General features: G+C 73.1%; 17 protein-coding genes. 6 read left to right on the plus strand and 11 right to left on the minus strand.

Translation table 11 applies throughout. The features are described from left to right. Positions 1 to 4 precede the first annotated feature (4 nt). Positions 5 to 2,125, minus strand: coding sequence for an FUSC family protein (locus Scani_RS30170; RefSeq protein WP_159480934.1), 2,121 nt, complete (start codon positions 2,123 to 2,125; stop codon positions 5 to 7). Positions 2,126 to 2,390: 265 nt separating this feature from the next. Here Scani_RS30170 and Scani_RS30175 point away from each other — a divergent pair, with 265 nt between their 5' ends. Further along, positions 2,391 to 3,410 carry an alpha/beta hydrolase gene (locus tag Scani_RS30175; protein WP_159480935.1) on the plus strand — a complete coding sequence of 340 codons (1,020 nt, stop codon included), beginning with the start codon at positions 2,391 to 2,393 and terminating at the stop codon, positions 3,408 to 3,410. Positions 3,411 to 3,443: 33 nt separating this feature from the next. Here the strand turns inward: Scani_RS30175 and Scani_RS30180 are convergent, their stop codons facing one another. From Scani_RS30180 to Scani_RS30200, 5 genes are all read right to left on the minus strand, one after another. After that, positions 3,444 to 3,929, minus strand: a complete 486-nt coding sequence (locus Scani_RS30180; protein WP_159480936.1) for a hypothetical protein — start codon at positions 3,927 to 3,929, stop codon at positions 3,444 to 3,446. A gap of 177 nt (positions 3,930 to 4,106) precedes the next feature. Continuing rightward, the gene (locus tag Scani_RS30185) at positions 4,107 to 4,967 is read right to left on the minus strand and encodes an ABC transporter permease (RefSeq protein ID WP_159480937.1); all 861 of its coding nucleotides are present in this window, start codon (positions 4,965 to 4,967) and stop codon (positions 4,107 to 4,109) included. Next, on the minus strand, positions 4,964 to 7,702 hold the full coding sequence (locus Scani_RS30190; RefSeq protein WP_159480938.1) for an alpha/beta fold hydrolase: 2,739 nt from the start codon (positions 7,700 to 7,702) through the stop codon (positions 4,964 to 4,966). Before Scani_RS30190 ends, Scani_RS30185 begins: the two co-directional genes overlap by 4 nt. A 152-nt stretch (positions 7,703 to 7,854) precedes the next feature. After that, positions 7,855 to 9,024 (minus strand): hypothetical protein, encoded by a 1,170-nt coding sequence (locus tag Scani_RS30195; RefSeq protein WP_246296495.1) that lies wholly within the window; start codon positions 9,022 to 9,024, stop codon positions 7,855 to 7,857. A 120-nt stretch (positions 9,025 to 9,144) separates the two neighbouring features. Beyond that, on the minus strand, positions 9,145 to 10,185 hold the full coding sequence (locus Scani_RS30200) for a PucR family transcriptional regulator (protein WP_159480939.1): 1,041 nt from the start codon (positions 10,183 to 10,185) through the stop codon (positions 9,145 to 9,147). A gap of 117 nt (positions 10,186 to 10,302) precedes the next feature. Between Scani_RS30200 and Scani_RS30205 the strand changes: the two genes are divergently transcribed. Next, positions 10,303 to 11,238 carry an alpha/beta hydrolase gene (locus Scani_RS30205; RefSeq protein WP_159480940.1) on the plus strand — a complete coding sequence of 312 codons (936 nt, stop codon included), beginning with the start codon at positions 10,303 to 10,305 and terminating at the stop codon, positions 11,236 to 11,238. Between the two features lie 80 nt (positions 11,239 to 11,318). Continuing rightward, entirely contained in the window at positions 11,319 to 11,738 is a 420-nt protein-coding gene (locus Scani_RS30210) for a cupin (RefSeq protein WP_159480941.1), read from the plus strand. 173 nt (positions 11,739 to 11,911) lie between these two features. On the opposite strand, the gene Scani_RS30215 is transcribed toward Scani_RS30210, so the two are convergent. The 5 genes from Scani_RS30215 to iolC all read right to left on the minus strand — a co-directional run bounded on the left by Scani_RS30215 (position 11,912) and on the right by iolC (position 18,305). Further along, positions 11,912 to 13,405, minus strand: a complete 1,494-nt coding sequence (locus Scani_RS30215; protein ID WP_159480942.1) for a CoA-acylating methylmalonate-semialdehyde dehydrogenase — start codon at positions 13,403 to 13,405, stop codon at positions 11,912 to 11,914. A gap of 36 nt (positions 13,406 to 13,441) precedes the next feature. Beyond that, positions 13,442 to 15,325, minus strand: coding sequence for a 3D-(3,5/4)-trihydroxycyclohexane-1,2-dione acylhydrolase (decyclizing) (gene iolD, locus Scani_RS30220; RefSeq protein WP_159480943.1), 1,884 nt, complete (start codon positions 15,323 to 15,325; stop codon positions 13,442 to 13,444). Further along, positions 15,322 to 16,215: a 5-deoxy-glucuronate isomerase gene (gene iolB / locus Scani_RS30225; RefSeq protein ID WP_159480944.1), complete on the minus strand. Its 894-nt coding sequence runs from the start codon at positions 16,213 to 16,215 to the stop codon at positions 15,322 to 15,324. The genes iolD and iolB overlap by 4 nt, the downstream gene beginning before the upstream one ends. Before the next feature lie 30 nt (positions 16,216 to 16,245). Further along, entirely contained in the window at positions 16,246 to 17,133 is an 888-nt protein-coding gene (locus Scani_RS30230; protein ID WP_159480945.1) for a Cgl0159 family (beta/alpha)8-fold protein, read from the minus strand. A 179-nt stretch (positions 17,134 to 17,312) separates the two neighbouring features. Next, on the minus strand, positions 17,313 to 18,305 hold the full coding sequence (gene iolC, locus Scani_RS30235) for a 5-dehydro-2-deoxygluconokinase (protein ID WP_159480946.1): 993 nt from the start codon (positions 18,303 to 18,305) through the stop codon (positions 17,313 to 17,315). Positions 18,306 to 18,668: 363 nt separating this feature from the next. Here iolC and Scani_RS30240 point away from each other — a divergent pair, with 363 nt between their 5' ends. From Scani_RS30240 to Scani_RS30250, 3 genes are all read left to right on the plus strand, one after another. Beyond that, complete coding sequence (locus tag Scani_RS30240; protein WP_159480947.1) at positions 18,669 to 19,589, plus strand: sugar phosphate isomerase/epimerase family protein; 921 nt, start codon at positions 18,669 to 18,671, stop codon at positions 19,587 to 19,589. Between the two features lie 349 nt (positions 19,590 to 19,938). After that, entirely contained in the window at positions 19,939 to 20,958 is a 1,020-nt protein-coding gene (locus Scani_RS30245; protein WP_159480948.1) for a Gfo/Idh/MocA family protein, read from the plus strand. A 209-nt stretch (positions 20,959 to 21,167) separates the two neighbouring features. Next, positions 21,168 to 22,580, plus strand: coding sequence for a sugar porter family MFS transporter (locus Scani_RS30250; RefSeq protein ID WP_159480949.1), 1,413 nt, complete (start codon positions 21,168 to 21,170; stop codon positions 22,578 to 22,580). Positions 22,581 to 22,618 lie beyond the last annotated feature (38 nt).

The raw sequence follows: 22,618 nt of genomic DNA on the forward strand, positions 1-22,618 counted from the left end.
CCCCTCACCTGCCGCCGTCCCCCTCCGCCTCCGCCCCCTCATCCTCCCCGAGGTCGGTGCGCGGCTCCCGGGACAGCGCCTCCGCCAGGTCGTCGAGGGCGTCGAGCTGCAGGTCCGCCACGCGCAGGGCGACACCGCGGCTCTCGTCCTCCGCGTCCCACCTCTCCCATACGGCCCGCAGGTCGCTCCAGTTCAATTCCCCCCGCTCCCGTACGGCGCGGGTGGCCTCCTCCAGGGAGGCGCGCAGTTCGAAGGCGAACGCGGTGGCACCGGGCGAGGCCGCGGCATCGCGTTCCGGAAGGTGGACCTCAAGGATCATCGTGACCCGGCCCATGGTGGCGAGCGCGGCGCTGGCCGCGTTCGCCGAGGCGAGCGACAGGCCGCGGTGGCGTACGGGCTCCTTCTCGGCGCGGGCCTCGCTCTCCTCCCAGGCGGCGCGGGCCGCGCGGGAGTCCAGCAGGGCGTCGCGGACCTGCCGGGGGCGGCGTTCGGCGGGCTGTGCGTAGAGGTCGAACACGGCCAGCGCGTACTGCCCGTTGGCCGCCAGCCACGCGGCGAGGCCGTCGCGGAGCTTGGGGGTCTCCCAGGCCGGGAACAGCGCGTACGACAGCATCGCGAGCAGTCCGCCGAGGAGGGTGAGCACGAGGCGTTCCTGCACGGTCTGCTCCCAGCCCGCCCCGGCGATGCCGAGCAGGAAGACCACATAGGCCGCCACGCACGCCGAGGTCACCGAGAAGCCGGTGCGCATCAGCAGATACATCAGTCCCACGCAGACCACGGCGAGCCCGGCGCTGACGTACCTGTCCGGATGCGCCAGGGCCATCAACGCGCCCGCGACGGTGACGCCGACGAGGGTGCCGATGAAGCGGGCGATGCCGCGGGAGTAGGTCTGGGCGAAGTCGGGGCGCATCACCACGACGGAGGCCAGCGGCGCCCAGTAGCCGTGGCCGAACGGGAGCACGGTGCCCAGCAGATAGCCGGCGTCGGCGACCGCGGCGACCCTGAGGGCGTGCCGGAGGATGTGCGAGGACCAGCGCGCCTCGCGGTGCAGCGAGCGCAGCGCGCCCGGCACCAGCCGCGGGACGCTGGGGCGCAGCAGATGGCCGCGCTCCGCCTCGGTGGTGGGGCGGGTGGCCTGGACCGGCTCGTCGGTGAGCTCGACGGCGTCGGCGAGCAGCGAGATCAGCCGGTACGCGGAGCGCCGGGCGGCCCCGTGGAGCATCGGGCCGGTGGCGGGGACTTCGAGGGTGGCCATCGCCTCGGGGGGCAGCCGGACCGGCCGGGCGTGCCGTACCGCGTGGGCGACGGCGTCCAGGACGGTGGCCGCGGCGCCCAGCAGGTCGCGGGCCCGGTCGCGTTCGGGCCCTTCCAGCGGGGCGCCGACGACCGGGTCGGCGAGGGAGGCGAGGACCGGCCGGACGCGTTCGGCGAGTCCCCGGGGGCCGTGCAGCTGTACGGGGCGGCGCCTGGCCTGACGGGGGGTCACGGCGGAGGCCAGCCGGGCGTCCATCAGGGGGGCCGGGTCGAACGGGGCGACCGGGTCGTGCCGCAGCCGCCGGGCGTAGTCCGCCTCGTCGGCCAACGCGTCGGCGAGCGCATCGCGCTGGGTGCCCCAGGGGCGGACCGGGAGGACCACGATGAGGGTGGCCTGGACGAGCCCGCCGAAGAAGATCAGGGCGGCGTGTTCCAGCGCGCCGAGGACGGAGGTCGGCAGGGTGACGGTGACCAGCATGATCGCCACGGTCTGGGTGCCGACCAGCCCGGCGACCGGGCCGATCGCCCAGGCCATCCCGGCCAGGAAGGTCCAGCCGGCCAGGAGCAGGACGAAGGCGACGAGGTGGGCGGCGGCCAGATAGCCGAGGAAGGTGGAGACCGCCAGCGCCCCGGCGACGGCGAGCGCGAGCACCGGGCGCGGCCGCATGCTGCGCTGGAAGGTGACGATGCCGGAGGAGAACGCGCCGAAGGCGGAGGAGACCGCGAGGGACGGGTCGCCGCGCCACAGGCACAGGCCGATGACCAGGGCGACGCCGGCCGTGCCGCGGAGGGCGATCAGCGGGGTGAGCTTGGTCCGCTCGATGGTCAGCCCCGAGCGAGCGGCTTCCTTGAGCGCACGCGACCAGGTCATAGCGAGAGGATACGGTCCGAAGGTGGACGTTCCGGGCTGTCGTGGGCGGCGGTCCTGACGCGTCCCGTCACCCGTCCACCGGGAAAATCCCGGTAAACCGCCCTTCCCTCGCACGTAAAACGTCCCAGGTCACAAAGGGGATGCCCGGATTCCGCACGGCGGTGCGAGCAAGGCGACACCCCGGAACGGAAACCGGTGCCCGCACCGGCGCCCTCTAGCTGGTCAGCCGGGACAGCTCCCGGGTGTGTGGCAAGGAGAAGGCCCCGTGCGCAAAGCCCTGTTCCATCCGGTGATCGCGCTGATCACCCTGACCGTCCTCGTCTGTACGGCCGGCTGCGGCACCGGCGCCACCCAGGCCTCCCCCATACGGTTCGGCGGCACCCAGGCGGGCGCCGCCCTGCACGCCATGCCCCCGGGAAAGCGGTCGCTGGTGCAGTGGCCCACGCACCCCATCAGCTTCGACGTGGAGAGCCGGGTCGGCGGGGCCGGCCGGAACACCCCGATAGGCGTGACCACCCTGCACGGCCCCAAGTCGGGCTTCACCGGCAAGGTCTGGGTGTGGGCGCCGCCGGAGTACTACGAGAAGCGGAACGCGAACAAGGGCTTCCCGGTGATGGAGGCGCTGCCCGGCTCGTACGGCTTCCCCGCCAACTACTGGACGGGTTCCGACCTCAAACTGGAGGAGAGCCTCGCCCAGTGGTCCCGCAACGGCAGCAGCCTGCCGTTCATCGTCGTCATGCCGGTGCTCAACCCCGATGACCAGCAGTACTACGACGGCAGCGACATACCGGGCCGGCCGAAGATGGGCACCTGGCTCAGCCAGGACGTGCCCGACCTCGTACGGCAGAACTTCCGCACCCTCAGGACCCGCGACGCCTGGGCCATCATGGGCTCCTCCTCGGGCGGTTTCGCGGCCCTGAAGAACGTGCTCCAGCACCCGGACACCTTCAAGGTGGCGATACCGAACGGGCCGGACATCGTGCCCGACTCGCCGCTGTGGAACGGCCACGCCGAGGCGGAGCGGGAGAACAACCCCGAGGTGCTGGCCCGCCGGCTGATCGCGCGCGGCGGACCGGCGGTCCACCTCGCCTTCCAGGACGGCTCCCGGGAGCACACGGTGCTGCCGAAGGTACGGAAGTTCATCGCGCGGTACGGGCACGGGCCGGTGCACACCCGGCTGCAGATCGTGCCGGACGGCACGCACAGCGCGGCGACGTATGTGCGGGGCCTGGGCGAGGGCACGATGCGCTGGGTCAGCGCCCGCATGCAGGGGCCGACCGCCTGACACGGCCGGCCGGCCCCGGCCCCACCCGGCGGCTCACCACCCGCAGTCGACGTCCTGCAGGACGATCGGACGGGATTCCAGGCCCACATAGGCGGTGAAGGAGCCGCGGGTCCCGCCGTCCCAGAAGGTGGTGACCGTCGCCCAGCCGACCCCGGCGGACTGGGCGGTGGTCACCTTGCCGACGGTGATCCGCCGCGGGGTGTTCTGGGCGCACAGCAGCAGGTCGTAGCCCTCGGTGTGGGCGGCCCGGTCCTTGAGGTGGTCCGAGACCTGGTGCTCGCGCGCCCCGGCATCGGGACCGTGCTGGCCGTAGAAGGAGGTCAGGAAGCGGTGGATCTCGGCGGCGGTGTGCCGGCCGTTGGGGTCGGAGCGGACGCCGGCGGCGGCCGGCGCGCTCTGTGGGTGCGCGGCCGCGGAGGCCGGGCCGGAGGCGGCGAGGGTGAGGGTCAGGCCGAGCGCGGCGGCACCGGCCGCGGCAGCGGCGGCGGCGGCGGTCCGACGTGAAGTGGTACGGAGCATGTGAGGTCCCCCGACTTCGGGCTGGTGAACTCTGTGCTCCTTGGACCACCGGCCGGCCCGAATGGTTGCGGCGCGGGCACCCGGCTTCCCCGGCCGGCGCCCGCCTCCCGCGCGGCCCGCTCCGCCCGTGGCCGCGGCCCCCCGTCAGGCCCCCGTCAGGCCCCCGTCAGGCCGTCGTCACGACACCACGTCCTTGCGCGCGAACCCCCGGAACGCCAGCGCGCACAGCACCAGCGCATACGCCACCGAGACCGCCGAGCCCTGGATCATCCCGGCCCACTCCATGGTGGGCTGCAGTGCGTCCGCCCAGGAGTACTGCCAGTGGGCGGGCAGCACATCACGCCAGTCGCCGAGGGCGGTGACCTGGTCGAGGACGTTGCCGACGATGGTCAGCCCGACGGCGCCGCCGACCGCGCCCAGCGGGGCGTCGGTCACCGTCGACAGCCAGAACGCCAGGGCCGCGGTGACCAGCTGGCTCACGAAGAGGTAGCCGACCACGACCGCCAGCCGCGGCAGTGCCTCCTGTGGCGACAGCGCGCCGCCGGTGGGCAGTTGCAGCGGTCCCCAGCCGTACGCCGCGGTGCCCACGCCCAGCGCCACCAGCGGCAGCAGCAGCATCGCGGCGGCGCTGAACAGCAGCCCCACGGTGAGCTTGCTCAGCAGCAGCCGGGCCCGGGGAACCGGCGCGGCGAGCAGATAGCGCAGCGAGGACCAGCTCGCCTCGGAGGCCACCGTGTCCCCGCAGAACAGGGCCACCGGGACCACCAGTACGAAGCCGGCGGAGACGAACAGGGCGGTGGCCGCGAAGTTCCCGCCGGAGGCGGTGGCGGCGTCCAGCAGGGTGATCCGGCCGTTGCCGCGCCCCTGCGGGTCGCCGCCGAGGGCGAACGCCGCCACCAGCACGCACGGCAGCAGCGCCAGAACCGCGGCGATCACCAGGGTGCGGCGGCGGCGCAGCTGGCGGCGTGCCTCGACGCGCAGCGGGAGGGTGCGGCGCGGGTGGTAGCCCGGCGCCCGCGCCGTGGCGTGCGCGGTCATCGGTCACCTCCGATCAGGGTGAGGAAGGCGTCCTCCAGGCGGCGGTGCGGGCCGATGCGGTCCACCGCGACCTCCAGCCGGAGCAGTTCGGTGAGCAGGTGGGTGGTGGTGGCGCCGTCCAGCCGTACGAGGAGGCCGCCCTCGGCCCGTACGGCCGAGACGACGCCCGGCAGCGCGGCCACCTTCTCCACCACGGCGTCGCCGACCGCTTCCGCGACGCCGACCAGGACGGTGTCCCCGGAGCCGACGATCTCGGCGACCGGACCGGCCTGCACCAGCCGGCCACGGTCCATCACGACCAGGTGCGTGGCGCTCTGTTCGACCTCGGACAGCAGATGGCTGGAGACGATGACGGTGCGCCCGGCGGCGGCGTAGCGGATCATCACCTCGCGCATCTCCCGGATCTGCGGCGGGTCGAGCCCGTTGGTCGGCTCGTCGAGGATCAGCAGATCCGGCAGGCCGAGCATGGCCTGGGCGATCGCGAGCCGCTGCCGCATGCCCTGGGAGTAGGTGCGTACGGCGCGCTGCAGGGCGTCGCCGAGACCGGCGATCTCCAGTGCCTCGTCGAGGTGCGCATCGGCGGCGGGCCGGCCGGTGGCCTGCCAGTACAGCTCCAGGTTGGCGCGGCCGGACAGGTGCGGCAGGAAGCCGGCGCCCTCGACGAACGCCCCGACCCTCGACAGCACCGGAGCGCCCGGCCGGACGGCCTGCCCGAAGATCCTGATCTCGCCCTCGTCGGGCGTGATCAGCCCCATCAGCATGCGCAGGGTGGTGGTCTTGCCGGCGCCGTTGGGCCCCAGCAGTCCGAGCACCTGCCCCTTCTCGACGCGGAAGGTGAGGTCCTGGACGGCAGTCGGGGTCTCCCCTGCCCGAACGGAGTCGAGGGCTCGGGGAAGGGTCGCGGACTTGGCGTACCGCTTGGTCAGGCCGGTGATCTGCAGCGGGACCCCGGCGAGCGCCGGGTCGGGGGCGGGCGCCGCGGTCCGGCGGCGGGCGGTGAGCAGCAGCAGCGCGGCGACCACGGCGGCCGCGGCGGGCAGCTGCCAGGTCCAGGCCGGCAGCGCGGCCGGGGCGCTGCGCACCTGGGGTGCGGTGGGCACGTCGAGGGCGCCGCCCCGCAGGGAGACGGTGTAGGTGGCGGGTTCGGCGGGTGAGGCATAGCCGAGGTCGGTGGCGGAGAGCACCAGCCGCAGCCGGTGGCCGGCCGCGAGGTCGTGGTCGACGGCGGGCAGCCGCAGCCGCACGGTCCGGCCGTCGTGGGCGTCCTTGACGCGGTAGGGCGTGACGAGCTGGTGGGGCAGGACCTGGCGGCGGCCGTCCGGGGCGACGTCGTAGACCTTGGCGAAGAACACCGCGTCCCGGGAACTGGACCGCAGGTGGACGGTGGCGGTGGGGCTGCCGGTGAGGTGGACGGGGGTGCGCAGCGGCGCCGAGGCGAAGGCGGCGTACTGGCCGGGGAAGTCCAGGGACAGGCCGCCGGTGCCGAGCGAGGAGAGGTTGCCGAGCGCGCCGACGCCGGGCACCGCGGAGATGTTGGGCGGTCCGGCGCCGGCCGGGTTGCTGAAGGTCTGGGTGCGGCCCGCGAGCCGGATGCGCCGGGGATCGTTGTCCAGGCCCGTGTAGCGGTCCGCGCTCGCGCCGCGCAGCCGCACCGCGCCGTCGGTGGAGTCCACTCCCCCGGTGCGGCTGATGCGGAACCCGGGCCCGGTGGCGGCGTGCTCGTCGCCCTTCAGGTAGCGGTCGAACCAGTCCTTCGTCCGGGATTCGAGACGGGCGAGCTCCCGGTCCCCGCCGTCGTGCCCGCCGGCGATCCAGTCGACGTCGACCGGCGCGCCGTTCTTGCGGATCGCCCGCTGCATGGCGTCGGCCTGGTCGAGGGGGAACAGCGAATCGTTCTGGCCCTGCATGATCAGGGTCGGCACCTTGATGCGGTCGCCGACGGCGGACGGGCTGCGGGACTCCAGGAGCCGCCGGGCCGCCTCGTCCGGTCTGCCGCGGACGGCGACCCGCTCGTACGTCCGGCACAGCTCCGGCTCGAACCGCACACAGCCGCCGGGCGCCGCGGGTGTGACGCCCGCCGTGCCGGTGGGCGTGCCCGCCGGACCGGTGGTGAAGAAGATCCCCGCCCACAGCTTCTTGAACACCCCGTGCGGGAAGAGGGCGTCGGCGAGGTTCCAGTAGGTGATCTGCGGGGCGATGGCGTCGACGCGCCGGTCGTAGCCGGCCGCCAGCAGCGAGATGGCGCCGCCGTAGGAACCGCCGGCGACGCCCACCCGGGGGTCGCCGGCCTTGTCGAGCCGCACCTCGGGGCGCTCGGCCAGCCAGTCGATCAGCCGGCGGACGTCGGCGACCTCGCCGTGCGGGTCGTTCAGCCCGATCTTCCCGGTGGACCTGCCGAAGCCGCGTGCCGACCAGGTCAGGACCGCGTATCCGTCCCGGGCCAGCTTCTCGGCCTGCGGACGGAGGGTGGCCTTGGTGGCACCGAAGCCGTGGGCGAGCAGCACCGCGGGCCGCCGCCGCGCGGAGCTCCCCGCGGTGAAGAAGGAGGTGTCGATCCGCACCTGCTTCTTGCTGCCGGGCCGGTCGGGGATCGTCATCATGCGGTCCGCACGGTGTACGGCGGGTGCGGCGTCCGATGAGGCGGCCGCCCAGGTGCCGCCTCCTATGAGGACGGCCAGCGCACCCGCCGCGGCGTACAGGCGGCGTCCGCGCACTCTGAGTCCTCGGAGATCCATACGTGAATCCTAGGTACGGGCCGCGGCGGGCGGCCGGTACCCCGGGCGGAGTCCCGCGGACTCCCCGGGGAGTAGGGTTCGCCGCTCGCCTACCGCGGCCGCGGTAGGCGAGCGGGCCGCTGCCCCCGGGAACGGGGGGGCGCTGCCCGCCCTCAGTACCGCGGCGGTCCGAACCCGCCCTGCGGGGCCGGCGGGGTGCCGGGCGGCATCGGCGGGGCACCGGCCGGCGGCATCGGCGGACCGCTGACCGGGGGCACCGGGCCGACGGGCGGCTGCCAGGACGGCGGGGCCTGCGGGCCGGCCGGCGGGACGTGCGGACCGGGCTGCGGTGCCTGCGGGACGAATCCGGGCGCGGCGAACTGCGGGGACGGCGCCGGCGGGAACCAGGCGGGGGCCACCGGCTCACCGCGGCCCATCAGGGCGAGCAGCGCCGCCGAGCCGACCAGGTCGAGCAGCAGCCCCACGTCGCCGATGAGGGTCAGGCCCGGCGTGGCGCCGGCCAGCGTGAAGAGGGAGCCGTTGCCCGCGAGCCCGATCACCGTCACCACGGCCCCGGGCAGCGCCACGATCGCCAGCCCGAAGGCCAGACCACGGGCCGCGGGCCCGCGCATCAGGCTGCTCAGCGCGGCCACCGCGGTCAGCACGAGGAAGAACACCGCCGACCAGCCGGGGGCCATGCTCAGCAGCGAGCTGAGGATGCCCTTGCCGAGGTAGAACATGGTGAAGGAGCCGGTGCCGCCCTGCACCAGCATGTAGACCTGCCAGGCCAGGTTGCACAGCACCATCGCCCCGAGCACCAGTCCGGCGACGACTCCGGCCGTACGGACCGGGCGCATCGGCGGGTCGCTGGGGGTGCGGCGCGGCCAGGAGCGCATCCCGGCGAGCAGCACGAGGCCGGCGGGCAGCGCCATCAGGAGCAGCCCCATGCTGCTGACGAAGACGCCGTCGAAGGTGGGGGTGGCGTTCTCGGCGTGCAGGAACCAGCGGTTGTCGCTGGTGTGGGTGCCGGTGCTGATGACGGCCTGCAGGGCGGTGGCGAAGGTGAGGGTGGTGGCGACCGCCAGCAGCCCGCCCGCCACCCGCTGCCCGGCGAAGGCCGCGAACACCGCCGCCAACTGGAGCGCGGCGAGGCCGAGATGGAAGGGGGCGGTGACCTGGTCGGTGCCGGCGCGGTGCTGGAAGGTCCAGGACTCCCAGAGCCCGTCGAGGCCGAATTCGCCGAGATCCACGGCCAGCCAATAGGCCGTGAACAGGAAGAACAGCAGGCAGAAAACCCCGCCGGTGATACGGGCGCCCTTGGCGAGCGCCATGGATTGCGGCATTTCGTCCCCCGTTTGTCGGTGCTTCGCGAGGGAGCACGGTAGCAACGCGCCGCGCCGCGGTCTCCACCCGGAGCTGCGGGTTTCCGTGGCCCCGGCCGCCGCCGCCGGACGGGGTGCGTCTCAGTCGTCGAGCAGCCGCCGCACGGCGAGGGCGACCCTGGCCCGCACCAGCCCGGTGGGCTCGGTGAGTGCGATGCCCAGGGTCCTCCCGATCTGTTCCAGCCGGCGGGCGACGCTGCTGTGGTGCAGGTGGAGAAGGTCGGCGGCGCGGCGCAGGGAGCCGGTGGCGCAGTAGGCGTCCAGGGTCGCCAGCTCGTCCGGGCTGCCCGCGAGCCGGGCGAGCGCGGCCACGTCGGCGTTGTCGCGTACGGCATCCCGGGGGATCTCGGCCAGGAGCGCCAGCGCGCCCAGGTCGTCGTAGCGGACGACGGGTTCGCGCGGGCCGGCGAAGCGGAGGGCGGTGCGGGCCTGCCGCCAGGAGCGGTCGGGGCTCTCGGCGGCGCCGATGCCCGCGCGTACGCCCGCCGGCAGCCGGGCCGGGTCCACGGTGGTGGCCAGGACGACGCCCACGTCGCCGAGCAGCGCCGCCTTCACCGGGCGGGCCGGGCAGAGCAGGCCGCCGACCCGGTCGAGCGGGAGCTCCGACCGTACGGCGACGACCCGGACCGGCAGGTCGGCGGCGAACCCCAGGAGCCGCAACGCCCGGGCCCTGGCCGCCTCGTCACTGTCGGAGCTGATGGCCAGTTCGACGAGGGCGGGGTCGGCCATGGTGGTGCGGGCCGGACCGTACCGCTCGACGACCGCCGCGGCGGCGAGGGCCAGCCGGTCCAGCAACAGCTCGTCGAGGTCGAGCGGGCCGGGCGCGGCCGGGCGCTCCAGCCACACCGTGCCGATCTCCTCGTCGTCGAGTGTGATCGGTGTCGTGCTGGAGGGGGCCGGCGGCGGGGCGGGCGCCTCCCTGCCGTCGGGCGAGACGCGGAGCACCCGCCCCGTGCCGTGGAGCCGGATCCCGGTCACACACTCGGCCAGGCCCGCCGACGCCCGCGCGAGCGCCGGGAGGTCCACCCGTCGGCGCATCAGCGTGTCGTAGAACATGAGGACCCGGATCGCGCCCTCGACGTGGGAATCCAAATGCGACAGCCGCAGGGCCAGTGCCTCCATGACAGGAGGATAGGACCCCGGGCCGGGGCGGAGGGGCGCCGATCGGTGCGTGATCCGGGCGGGATGCCCGACGGACGGCGGATGTTCTCGGGGGCGACGGCCGTGAGGATGAGCGGCATGGATCCCGAACTGGAAGCATTCATCGCGCTGTTCCCCCCGGCCGACCTGACCGACCCGGTCGCCGAGCGGAAGAACTTCGCCGACCTGGCCGCCGCGGTGCCGGCACCGGACACCTCGGCCATGGAGATCGAGGACCGCACGGTGCCCTCCCTCGATCACCCCACTGCGTTCGAGGGGGAAAGACCCCGTTCCCCGGACGTGGCGGTGCGCATCTACCGCCCGCACCGGGCGCGGGGCGCCCTCGTCTGGCTGCACGGCGGCGGATTCGTCATGGGCAGCCTGGAGACCGAACACCCGTGGGCCGCCCGCATCGCCGACCTCTCCGGAGCGGTGGTGATCTCGGTGGACTACCGCCTGGCCCCCGAGAACCGGTTCCCGGCCGCCCTGGACGACGCCTACGCCGTACTGACCTGGACGGCCGAGCACGCGGCCGCACTCGGCATCGATCCGCAGCGGATCGCGGTCGGCGGTCACAGCGCCGGCGGCGGGCTCGCCGCCGCGGTGGCCCTGCGGGCGCGCGACCAACAGGGGCCGCCCCTCCATTTCCAGCTGCTCAACCAACCCGGGCTCGACGACCGTCAGGAGACCTGGTCGGCACGGCACTTCACCGCGACGCCCTGGATGAATCGCGACAAGGTCACCGCCATATGGCGCCACTACCTGGGCTCCGCACCCGCCTCGCCGTACGCCGCCCCGGCCCGGGCCACCGACCTGTCCGGCCTGCCGCCCGCCTACGTCGCCACCGCGGAGCTCTGCCCGAACCGCGACGAGGACATCGACTACGCACTGCGCCTGCTCCGGGCGGGCGTCCCGGTCGAACTGCACCAGTGGCCCGGCACCTTCCACGGATCGCAGGCGATCCTCTCCGCCGAGGTGTCGCAGCGGCAGATCGCCGAACTCGCCGCGGCCCTGCGCCGCGCCCTGGCCGAGTGAGCCGGCCGCGGCCCACCGGGCCTGCCGCCCCGGGCCACACCCCACCCGATGCACCACCGACCCAGGAAGGACACCCCGGCATGACGCCGACCCCGATCGACCTCTTCGCTTCCTTTCTCCACCTCCGCCCCGACGGCCGGGTGCACGCCGAGCGGCCCGTGTTCGCGCCCGGGCGGGACGGCTGGCAGCTCATGACCTTCCGTGCGGAGACCGACGCCGACGTCCACGCCGGCCACTGGGAAGTCCACCCCGAAGCGGACGAGGTCGTCTCCTGCCTCACCGGCGGGATACGCCTGTGCCTCCGCCCGGAGCGGCCGGGAGAAGCGGAGGAGGAGATCGCGGTGGCGGCCGGAACCGCGGTGATCGTGCCGCGCGGGCGAGGGCACCGGATCGCGCTGGACGGCCCCAGCGACATCATGTCCGTCACCCTGCCGCACGGCAGCCGCCTGGAGAAGCGGACCGACCCCGAACAGCGGGCCGGAGTCCCGGCCGGGGCCTGAGCCCCGGTCCTCGTCCGCCACGACGCCCGGCGGCTCCCGTGCGCGCAGGCACCGCCGCGGCCCGGACATGCCGGACCCCCTGCCGGTGAGGGCCGGCAGGGGGTTCGTCGGAGGCTGTCATCGGGGGCCGCCGAGACGGCCCGGGTCGATGACGCCGTCAGGGGTCGCCGCCGTCAGTGGTTGCTGGGGAAGCCCAGGTTGATACCGCCGTCGGACGGGTCGGGCCAGCGGGTGGTGACGACCTTGCCGCGGGTGTAGAAGTGCACACCGTCGTTGCCGTAGATGTGGTGGTCGCCGAAGAGCGAGTCCTTCCAGCCGCCGAAGGAGTGGTAGCCCACCGGCACCGGGATCGGCACGTTCACGCCGACCATGCCGGCCTCGACCTCCAGCTGGAAGCGGCGGGCCGCGCCGCCGTCCCGGGTGAAGATCGCGGTGCCGTTGCCCCACGGCGAGTTGTTCATCAGGGCGATGGCCTCGTCGTAGGTCTCGACGCGGACCACGGCCAGCACCGGGCCGAAGATCTCGTCGCGGTAGGCGTCCATCTCCGGCGTGACGTTGTCCAGGAGGGAGATGCCGAGCCAGTGACCGTCCTCGTAGCCCTCGACGGTGAAGCCCGTGCCGTCGATGACGACATCGGCACCCTGGGCCGCGGCGCCCGAGACGTACGAGGCGACCTTGTCGCGGTGGACCTTGGTGATCAGCGGACCCATCTCGGAGGCCGGGTCGTCGCCGGGGCCGATCCGCAGCTGGTCGGCGCGCTCCTTGATCTTGCCGATCAGCGGGTCGGCGGTCTCGCCGACGGCCACGACCACGGAGATCGCCATGCAGCGCTCGCCGGCCGAGCCGTACGCGGCGTTGATCGCGGAGTCCGCGGCCAGGTCGAGGTCGGCGTCCGGCAGGACCAGCATGTGGTTCTTGGCGCCGCCCAGCGCCTGGACGCGCTTGCCGTTGGCGGTGCCGGTGGTGTGGATGTAGCGGGCGATGGGGGTGGAACCGACGAAGGACACCGCGGCGATGTCCGGGTGCTCCAGGATGGCGTCGACGGCCACCTTGTCGCCGTTGACGACATTCAGCACACCGTCGGGCAGACCCGCCTCGGCGGCCAGCTCCGCCAGCTTGAACGCGGCGCTGGGCACCTTCTCGCTCGGCTTCAGGACGAAGGTATTGCCGCAGGCGATGGCGATGGGGAACATCCACATCGGCACCATCGCCGGGAAGTTGAACGGCGTGATGCCGGCGACCACACCGAGGGACTGGCGGATCGACGCCACGTCCACACGGGTGGAGACCTGGGTGGACAGCTCGCCCTTGAGCTTCTCGGGGATGCCGCAGGCCAGCTCGACGATCTCCAGGCCGCGGGCGACCTCGCCCAGCGCGTCGGAGTGCACCTTGCCGTGCTCGGCGGTGATCAGCCGGGCGATCTCCTCGCGGTGCGCATCGAGCAGCTCGCGGTACTTGAACAGCACCGAGGTGCGCTTGGCCAGCGAGCTGGTGCCCCAGGTCCGGAAGGCTTCCCTGGCCGCGCCGACGGCGGCGTCGACCTCGTCGACCGAGGCGAAGGCGACCTGCTTCTCCTGGGCGCCGGTGGCCGGGTTGTAGACCGGGCCGAAGTTGCCGGAGACGCCCTCGACGGGCTTCCCGCCGATCCAGTGGCTGATGGTCTTCATGCGGAGGGCCTTTCTGGGTGACGACTTCGAGCGGAGTCAGAGGTGGCGACGGCGCCCGGCGGTGTGCCGGTCGTACGCCTCACGGGCAGCCACCGCCGCCGGACGTGTCGCGGTCTCGGCAACAGGAACATCCCACCAGGCCTGGGCCTCCGGCGCGCCCGGCACAGTGTCGGCCGTTTCGGTCTCGACATAGACACATGTGGGCCGGTTCGCGCCCCGCGCCTCGGCGAGCGCGGCACGCAGCTCCCCGACGGTGGCCGCGCGGAGCACCTGCATGCCCAGCGAGGCGGCGTTGGCCGCGAGATCGACCGGCAGCGGCGCACCCGTGTACGTGCCGTCCTCGGCGCGGAAGCGGTAGTCGGTGCCGAAGCGTTCACCACCCGTGGCCTGGGACAGCCCGCCGATCGAGGCATAGCCGTGGTTCTGGAAGAGGACGACGTTGATGTTGATGCCCTCCTGGACCGCGGTGACCAGTTCGGTGGGATTCATCAGATACGTACCATCGCCGACCAGCGCCCACACCGGCCGGTCGGGGGCGGCGAGCCGCACGCCGATCGCGGCGGGGATCTCATAGCCCATGCAGGAGTAACCGTATTCGAGGTGGTACTGCCTGCGGGACCGGGCGCGCCAGAGTTTGTGCAGGTCACCGGGGAGGGAACCGGCCGCGTTGATGATCACGTCGGTGTCGTCCACGACGGCGTCCAGGGCGCCGAGGACCTGGGTCTGCGAGGGCCGGACCGACGGGTCCCCGGCGCCGTACGCGGCGTCCACCCGGCGCTCCCAGCCGGCCTTCGCCGCCCGGTAGGAGGCCTCGTACTCCGCGTCGACGCGGACGCCCGACAACTCCTTGGTGAGCGCCTCCAGCCCGGCGCGGGCGTCGGCGACCAGGGAGAGCGCGCCGAGCTTATGGGCGTCGAAGGACGCGATGTTGAGGTGGAGGAAGCGGACGCCGGGCGCCGCGAAGAGGGTCGAGGAGGCGGTGGTGAAGTCGGTGAAGCGGGTGCCGACACCGATGACCAGGTCCGCCTCGCGGGCGAGGGCGTCGGCCGTGGCGGTGCCGGTGTGGCCGATGCCGCCGACGTCGGCGGGGTGGTCGTGGCGCAGCGAACCCTTGCCGGCCTGGGTGGAGGCGACGGGGATGCCGGTGGCATCGGCGAAGGCGCACAGCGCGTCCTCGGCCTCGCTGTGGTGGACCCCGCCGCCCGCCACGACCAGGGGCCGGCGGGCGCCGCGCAGGACCCGTACGGCCTCGGCGAGGGCATCGGCGTCGGGGGCGGGCCGGGGAATGCGCCAGACCCGGTCGGCGAAGAACTCCTCCGGCCAGTCGTACGCCTCGGCCTGGACGTCCTGCGGCAGCGCGAGGGTGACGGCACCGGTGTCGACGGGATCGGCGAGCACCCTCATGGCCTGCAGAGCAGCGGGGATCAGCGCCTCGGGCCGGGTGACCCGGTCGAAGTAGCGGGAGACCGGGCGCAGCGTGTCATTGACCGACACATCGCCGGCGAAGGGGACTTCGAGCTGTTGGAGGACCGGGTCGGCGGGCCGGGTGGCGAAGACGTCACCCGGCAGCAGCAGAACGGGCAGGCGGTTGACGGTGGCGAGGGCGGCGCCGGTGACGAGGTTGGTGGCGCCGGGGCCGATGGAGGTGGTGACGGCCTGCGCGCCGAGCCGGTCGCGCTGCCGGGCGTAGCCGACCGCGGCATGCACCATGGCCTGTTCGTTGCGGCCCTGGAGATAGGGGAGCGCATCGCCGGACTCCAGGAGGGCCTGGCCGATGCCGGCGACATTGCCGTGGCCGAAGATGCCCCAGCAGGCGTTGATCAGGCGGTGCCGGGTGCCGTCGCGCTCGGTGTACTGGTGGGCGAGGAACTCGACCAGGGCCTGGGCGACCGTGAGCCGGCGGGTCGTCGGAGCGTTCATCGGGCGTCTCCTGCGGGCGCTTCGTAGAGGGGGAGGCGGGGGTCGACGGGCTGGTCGGGCCAGGTGCCGCGGATCCAGCCGTGGTCCGGGTGATCGCAGATCAGCCACTCCCGCGTCTCGCCGGGCCCGGCCATCACATTGAGGTAGTACAGGGCGTGGCCGGGCGCGGCGATCGACGGGCCGTGCCAGCCGTCCGGGATCAGGACCGCGTCACCGCTGCGGACCTCGGCCAGGACATCGGTGCCACGGCCCCGCCCCGAGGGGGTGACGCGCTGGTAGCCGACGCCTTCCGTGCCGCGCGCGGCCTCGACCTCGAAGTAGTAGATCTCCTCCAGCTCGGACTCCTCGCCGGGGCGGCACTCGTCGTGCTTGTGCGGCGGGTAGGAGGACCAGTTGCCGCCCGGGGTGAGCACCTCCACCGCGATGAGCCGGTCGCACTCGAAGGTGCCGGCGGCGCCGAAGTTGTTGACCTGGCGGGAGCAGTTGCCGGTGCCGCGCAGCTCCACGGGGACGTCGGACGCGGCGCCGTAGCGGGCGGGGAGACGGTTCTCGCAGCGGGCGCCGGTGAGCGCGAAGCGGCCGCCGGCGCCGCTCGCGAGCTGCACCTGGGCGTCCCGCGGCACGTACGCGAAATCGGTGACCCCGCTGAACACGCTCTCCCGGCCGGTCAGTTCGAACGCGTCACCGCCGTCGGTCAGCACCGTGCAGCCGCCGGACAGCGGCAGCACGATCCACTCGCTGTCGCCGGTGGCGAACGAGTGACGGCCACCGGGCGGCAGGTCGAGGACGCGCAGCGAGGAGTAGCCCCAGCCCGCGCGCTTCGGGTCGATGTCCAGCGCGTACGGGCCGTCCGCCGCCGCGGTGGCCTTCAGGTGGAATTCAGTGCTCATATATCGAGTCTCCTGCGGAAATCGCGGTCTTCACAGCAGGCCTACGGCGGTGTCCACGGCGGCCGCGACATCACCGTCGGCCGGGTAGAGCAGGGAACGCCCGACGACCAGGCCCTGCACCGTCGGCAGCCGCAGCGCCTTGCGCCACTTCTCGTACACGGCCTCCTGCTCGCGGACGCTGCTGCCGATGTCGCCGCCGAGCAGCACGGTCGGCAGGGTGGTGGTCTCGCAGACCCGGGCCATGGCGTCGGGGTCGTCGGTGACCGGCAGCTTCAGCCAGGTGTAGGCGGAGGTGCCGCCGAGGCCGGAGGCGATGGCCACCGAGCGGGTGACGGCCTCGGCGCCGAGGTCGTTGCGGACCGCGCCGTCTATCCGGGAGGAGAGGAACGGCTCGACGAAGACGGGCAGTTGCCGCTCGGCCATCGCATCGATGGCGCGGGCGGTGGTCTCCAGGGTGGTGAGCGAGCCGGGGTCGCTGTAGTCGATGCGCAGCAGCAGCTTGCCGGCGTCGAAACGGAGCCGGGCGAGGTCCTGGGGGCGGTGGCCGGTGAACCGGTCGTCCATCTCGAAGGCGGCGCCGGCGATACCGCCGCGGTTCATGGAGCCCATGACGACCTTGCCCTCGAGGGCTCCGAGCAACAGCAGGTCCTCCAGGATGTCGGCGGTGGCGAGCACCCCGTCCACGCCGGGCCGGGACAGCGCGAGGACCAGCCGTTCGAGCAGATCGAGGCGGTTGGCCATGGCGAGCTGGCGGTCTCCGACGGCGAGCGCGCCGCGGGCCGGGTGGTCGGCCGCGACGATCATCAGCCGGCCGCTGTCGCCGATGAGCGGGCGACGGGTGCGGCGGGCGGCGGCCTCCGCGACGGCTTCGGGGTGCCGGGCCCGGAGCGTCGCGAGGTCACTGATCCGAGGGTTCAAGGCTCAACTCACCTTCTTGAGTGCACAGGTGGGGCGGCGGGGGTGGGGTGGGTGTGGGCCGCGGTTGGGGAGGGGCGGGCGTGACTGTCGGGATGGAGTGGGGCTGATGTCGCCGTGGGTACGGGCGGGCCGTGGGTACGGGTGGGGAGTCACGGCCATGGGAGTCACCGGTCCGGGAGTCACCGGTCCGCGAGGAACGCCTCGACCTCGTCGGCCGTGGGCATCGCGGAGGAGCAGGCGAGGCGCGAGGCGACCAGCGCGCCGGCGGCGTTGGCATAGCGCATCATCGGCTCCAGGTCCCAGCCGGCCAGCAGACCGTGGCAGAGCGAGCCGCCGAACGAGTCGCCGGCGCCCAGGCCGTTGACGACCTCGACGGGGGTGGGCGGGACCTCGGCGGTGCGGCCGTCGCGATGCACGGCGAGCACACCCTTGGGGCCCTGCTTGATGACGGCGAGCTCCACGCCCATGTCCAGCAGCGCCTGGGCGCAGGCCTTGGGATCGCGCAGCCCGGTGGCGACCTCGGCCTCGTCGACATTGCCGACGGCCACGGTGGCGTACCGGAGGGCGGCTTCGTAGTACGGCCGGGCGGCCGCCATCGCTGCGGCCCCGCTCGCACCGCCGTCCCCGGAGGCACCGCCCTCACCGCCCCAGAACATCGGCCGCCAGTCGAGGTCGAAGACGGTCGTGCCCACCTTGGCGCGGGCCTCCAGCGCGGCGAGCGTGGCACCGCGGCTGGGCTCCTCGCACAGCCCCGTGCCGGTGATCCAGAAGATCCGGGCGGCCGCGATCGCGTCCCGGTCCAGCTCCTCGGGGTGGATGACCAGGTCGGGCGCCTTGGGACGGCGGTAGAAGTAGAGCGGGAAGTCGTCCGGCGGAAAGATCTCGCAGAAGGTGACCGGCGTCGGATAGGCGTCGACGGGGGTCACCCAGCGGTCGTCCACCCCGAAGTCGCGCAGCGCCTGGTGGACGTAGTCGCCGAACGGGTCCCTTCCGGTACGGCTGATGACGGCGCTCCGCCGGCCGAGCCGGGCCGCGGCGACCGCCACATTGGTGGCCGAACCACCGAGGAACTTCCCGAACGTCTCCACCTGCGCCAGCGACACACCGGTCTGCAGCGGATAGATGTCGACTCCGATGCGCCCCATGGTGATCAGGTCGTACGGCTCGGTCATGTGCGCCCCTTCGGGTCGGCCGGCGCGGCGGGTTCGGCGGGTTCGGCTCTGAGGAAAGGTCTAACGGGGACAGTCAGACCCTGTCAATACTTTGTCCTTACATACTGACGTCGGGAAGGGGAAGGTGAGGCGGATGGCGCGCGGAGAGGGGGCGACCGTTCACCCCCGGCACCCCCAAGCCCCCAAGCCCCCCGGACCCCGGGCACCTCCGGGTTCCCGCCACCCTCCCCAAGGCGACAAAGTCCTTAAGTCCTTATGTCAGGACGAAGTCTTGACACTCCCCGGGGCGACAGAGAGGCTGTGCCCCACGACCCGCCCCAGCGCCTCCCGGTCACCGCCGACCGGCGAGAGGAGAGCCGCAGCATGTCCGTTCCCCATGCCGCCCCGCCCGTCCTGGACCGCCTTCGCGTCGGTTCCGCACCCGACTCATGGGGAGTCTGGTTCCCCGACGACGACCAGCAGGTCCCCTGGCAGCGCTTCCTGGACGAGGTGGCCGAGGCCGGCTACGAGTGGATCGAGCTCGGCCCGTACGGCTACCTGCCCACCGACCCCGCCGTCCTGCACGACGAGATCGCCCGCCGCAGCCTGAAGGTCTCGGCCGGCACGATCTTCACCTCCCTGCACCACGGCCCGTCCGTATGGGACAAGACCTGGGCGCACGTCTCCGAGGTCGCCACCCTCACCCAGGCGATGGGCGCCGGGCACCTCGTCGTCATCCCCTCCTTCTGGCGGGACGACAAGACCGCCGAGGAGATCGAGCCGCGCGAGCTGACCACGGAGCAGTGGAAGCACCTGACCACCGGCATGGAGCGGCTGGGCAAGCAGGTGCGGGACGAGTTCGGGCTGGACATCGTCGTCCACCCGCACGCCGACACCCATATCGACACCGAGGAACACGTCGAGCGGTTCCTGCACGTCACCGACTCCGACCTGGTCAACCTCTGCCTGGACACCGGCCATTACGCGTACTGCGGCGGCGACAGCGTCAAGCTCATCCGCACCTACGGCGAGCGGATCGGCTACCTCCACCTCAAGCAGGTCGACCCGGACATCCTCGGCGACGTCGTCGCGAAGGGCACGCCGTTCGGTCCGGCCGTCAAGCAGGGCGTGATGTGCGAGCCGCCGCTCGGTGTGCCCGCACTGCCGCCCGTCCTGCAGGCCGCCCAGGAACTGAATGTCGACCTCTTCGCCATCGTCGAGCAGGACATGTACCCCTGCCCGCCCGACCAGCCGTTCCCCATCGCCGAGCGCACCCGCCGCTTCCTGCGCTCCTGCGGCGCCTGAGCCGTCCGCGCCCGGTGCACGCACCGGACCCCCGGGCGTCACGCGCGCGGCGACGAGACCTCGCGCGCCCGCACCTCAAGGCCGTGCACCTGGAGGCCGCGCACCGGCAGGCCGCGCGCCCGGAGGCCAAGCACCTCAGGGCCGAGCGCCTCAGGGTCGCGCGCCCGCCGGCCGCACCCCAGGAGGCTGGGCGGCTTCCGGCCGCGCGCCTTGATGCATGCGGCCCAGGCAGGTATGTCTCGCATGCGTATGCCTCACGACGCCTCCTCACACCCCGGCAACGATTACGGAGAGTAATCAGTTCCCAGGGCACATCACACTCCGTAGCACGTAAGGACTCGAGGACGACATGACTTCGCACGAAACGCTCGGGGTGGCGGTCATCGGCACCGGCCGGATGGGCGCCGACCACGTACGCCGGATCGACGAGGTGATCAGCGGCGCCCGGGTGGCGGCCGTGGTCGACATCGACGCGGACCGCATCAAACGCCTCGCCGACGGCATCGCAGGGTGCACCCCGTACACCGACCCGGCCGCCGCCATGGACGACCCCGCGGTGGATGCCGTACTGATCGCTTCGCCGGGCCCCGCGCACGAGGCGGCGCTGCTGGATGCCTTCGCGCGGGATCTGCCCGTGCTGTGCGAGAAGCCGCTGACGCCGGACGCCGCCTCCGCGCTGCGCGTCCTGGAGGCCGAGCAGGCTCTGGGGCACCGTCGCGTCCAGGTCGGTTTCATGCGCCGTTACGACGCCGACTACCGCTCCCTCAAGTCCCTTCTGGAGCAGGGCACCTACGGTCGTCCGCTGATGCTGCACAACAAGCACCGCAACGCCGACACCCCGCCCGGCTTCACCAACGCGATGATGATCAACGACTCGGTGGTGCACGAGATCGATGTGACGCGCTGGCTGCTGGAGGAGGAGATCACCGCGGTCCGGGTGCTGCGCCCGGCCCCCACCGGCAACGCGCCGGAGGGTCTCAGCGACCCGCAGCTGATCCTCTTCGAGACCGCGGGCGGCCAGGTCGTGGACACCGAACTCTTCGTCAACTGCGGGTTCGGCTACCAGGTCAGTTGCGAGGCGGTCTGCGAGGGCGGCACCGCCCGGATCGGCGACGACCACGGGGTGTTCAGCAACGCCGCGGGCCGCTGGGGCGGCGTGGTTCCCCCCGGTTTCGTGGAGCGCTTCGAGGAGGCCTACGACCGGCAGGTGCAGCGCTGGGTGAACGCCACCCGGCGCGGCGAGACCGAGGGCCCCAGCTGCTGGGACGGTTACGCCGCGGCCGCGGTGTGCGAGGCGGGCGTACGGGCCCAGACCACCGGCGAGCGGGTGACCGTCGAGCTGATCGAGCGGCCCGCGCTGTACCGCTGAGGCGCGGCCGCCCCCGTCCCACCGGAAGGCCTCGCCCCCGTCAAGAGGCACGCACCACCGAAAGGCCCCCGCACCATGTACGTCGTTCCTGACGCCGGCACCCTTCCCGCCGGCCCCATACCCCTGCGCCCCTGCCCCTCCCCGGCCGTGCCGGTCCAGGCCCCGGTCACTGCCGCGGGTTCGACCGGCCCGGCGTACCGGAGCTGACGATGGTCGCTCCGGCCAGCCAGGTGGCGTCCACCGGCCCGCGCGAGAGCGTGCGGGCCGGCGGCGCCAAGCGCTTCATCGTCGGCATCGCTGCCATTGCCGCCCTCGGCGGCGCCCTGTTCGGCTACGACACCGGAGTGATCTCCGGCGCCCTCCCCTTCATGGAGGAACGCTTCGGCCTCACCTCTCTCGGCGAGGGCATCATCACCAGCGCGCTGCTGATCGGCGCGGCCTTCGGTTCGCTGATCGGCGGCCGGATGTCCGATGCGCTGGGCCGGCGCAAGGCGCTGCTGTGGGCGGGCCTGGTGTTCATCGGCGGTGCGCTGGCCGTCGCGCTCTCACCGAGCGTTCCCTTCATGACCGTGGCACGCTTCGTCCTCGGGCTCGCCGTCGGCAGCGCCTCCGTCATCACCCCGCTGTACCTGTCCGAGATCGCGCCTCCGCACATCCGGGGCCGGCTGGTCTCCTTCAATTCGCTGATGATCGTCAGCGGTCAGCTGCTCGCCTACCTCATCAATGCCGTTCTGGCGCACTGGGCCGCCTGGCGCTGGATGCTGGGTCTTGCGGCGCTGCCCGCCGTGGCGCTGTTCGTCGGGCTGTTCTTCCTGCCCGATACGCCGCGCTGGTACATCAGCAAGGGGCGGACGGACGAGGCGGCCCGGGTGCTGCACCGTACGCTGCCCGCCGAGGACGTCCCCGCCGAGCTGGCCCGTATCGATCACGCGCGCACCCTGGAGGCCGACGCCCGGCGTGGCGCCTGGCAGCAGTTGCGCACCCCGTGGGTGCGGCGGCTCCTGCTGGTCGGCATCGGTCTGGCGGCGGTCCAGCAGATCACCGGGGTCAACGCCGTCATCTATTTCGCGCCGAAGATCCTGGCGTCGACCGGCCTGGGCACCGGCGCGTCGATCACCGCCACCATCGCGGTCGGTGCGATCTCCGTCCTGGCCACCGCGATCGGGATGTCCCTGATCGACCGGGTCGGCCGGCGGCCCATGCTCCTTACGGGTCTGGCCGGTATGGCCGTCTCGCTCGCCCTGCTCGGCGCCGCCTTCCGCCTGCCGCACTCCACGGCCGTCAGCGCCCTCGTCCTCGGTCTGATGGTCCTCTACATGGCGTTCATGCAGGCCACTCTCAACACCGGGGTCTGGCTGCTGCTCGCCGAGATGTTCCCGCTCAAGGTGCGCGGACTGGCCATGGGCGCCGCGGTGTTCGTGATGTGGCTGGTCAACTTCGGTGTCGCGCTCGCCTTCCCGCTGCTGCTCGACGCGATCGGCGCCGGCACCACGTTCTGGTTCTTCGGCGTGATGTGCGTGCTGTCCCTGGTGTTCTGCAAGCGGTTCGCACCGGAGACGAAGGGGCTGGCCCTGGAGGACCTGGAGCACGAGCTGCGCAAGGCGGCGACGAGCGGCAGCTGAGGGTAGGGGGCCGGGAGCGGGAACTCACGGCGGCCAAC

Source organism: Streptomyces caniferus (genome assembly GCF_009811555.1).
Taxonomy (GTDB): Bacteria; Actinomycetota; Actinomycetes; order Streptomycetales; family Streptomycetaceae; genus Streptomyces; species Streptomyces caniferus.

Bases quoted from the DNA above. Each gene is read 5' to 3' on its own strand.
- Scani_RS30170 (WP_159480934.1), bottom strand. From the start codon at position 2,125: ATGACCTGGTCGCGTGCGCTCAAGGAAGCCGCTCGCTCGGGGCTGACC.
- Scani_RS30180 (WP_159480936.1), bottom strand. From the start codon at position 3,929: ATGCTCCGTACCACTTCACGTCGGACCGCCGCCGCCGCCGCTGCCGCG.
- Scani_RS30185 (WP_159480937.1), bottom strand. From the start codon at position 4,967: ATGACCGCGCACGCCACGGCGCGGGCGCCGGGCTACCACCCGCGCCGC.
- Scani_RS30190 (WP_159480938.1), bottom strand. From the start codon at position 7,702: ATGGATCTCCGAGGACTCAGAGTGCGCGGACGCCGCCTGTACGCCGCG.
- Scani_RS30195 (WP_246296495.1), bottom strand. From the start codon at position 9,024: ATGCCGCAATCCATGGCGCTCGCCAAGGGCGCCCGTATCACCGGCGGG.
- Scani_RS30200 (WP_159480939.1), bottom strand. From the start codon at position 10,185: ATGGAGGCACTGGCCCTGCGGCTGTCGCATTTGGATTCCCACGTCGAG.
- Scani_RS30205 (WP_159480940.1), top strand. From the start codon at position 10,303: ATGGATCCCGAACTGGAAGCATTCATCGCGCTGTTCCCCCCGGCCGAC.
- Scani_RS30210 (WP_159480941.1), top strand. From the start codon at position 11,319: ATGACGCCGACCCCGATCGACCTCTTCGCTTCCTTTCTCCACCTCCGC.
- Scani_RS30215 (WP_159480942.1), bottom strand. From the start codon at position 13,405: ATGAAGACCATCAGCCACTGGATCGGCGGGAAGCCCGTCGAGGGCGTC.
- iolD (WP_159480943.1), bottom strand. From the start codon at position 15,325: ATGAACGCTCCGACGACCCGCCGGCTCACGGTCGCCCAGGCCCTGGTC.
- iolB (WP_159480944.1), bottom strand. From the start codon at position 16,215: ATGAGCACTGAATTCCACCTGAAGGCCACCGCGGCGGCGGACGGCCCG.
- iolC (WP_159480946.1), bottom strand. From the start codon at position 18,305: ATGACCGAGCCGTACGACCTGATCACCATGGGGCGCATCGGAGTCGAC.
- Scani_RS30240 (WP_159480947.1), top strand. From the start codon at position 18,669: ATGTCCGTTCCCCATGCCGCCCCGCCCGTCCTGGACCGCCTTCGCGTC.
- Scani_RS30245 (WP_159480948.1), top strand. From the start codon at position 19,939: ATGACTTCGCACGAAACGCTCGGGGTGGCGGTCATCGGCACCGGCCGG.
- Scani_RS30250 (WP_159480949.1), top strand. From the start codon at position 21,168: ATGGTCGCTCCGGCCAGCCAGGTGGCGTCCACCGGCCCGCGCGAGAGC.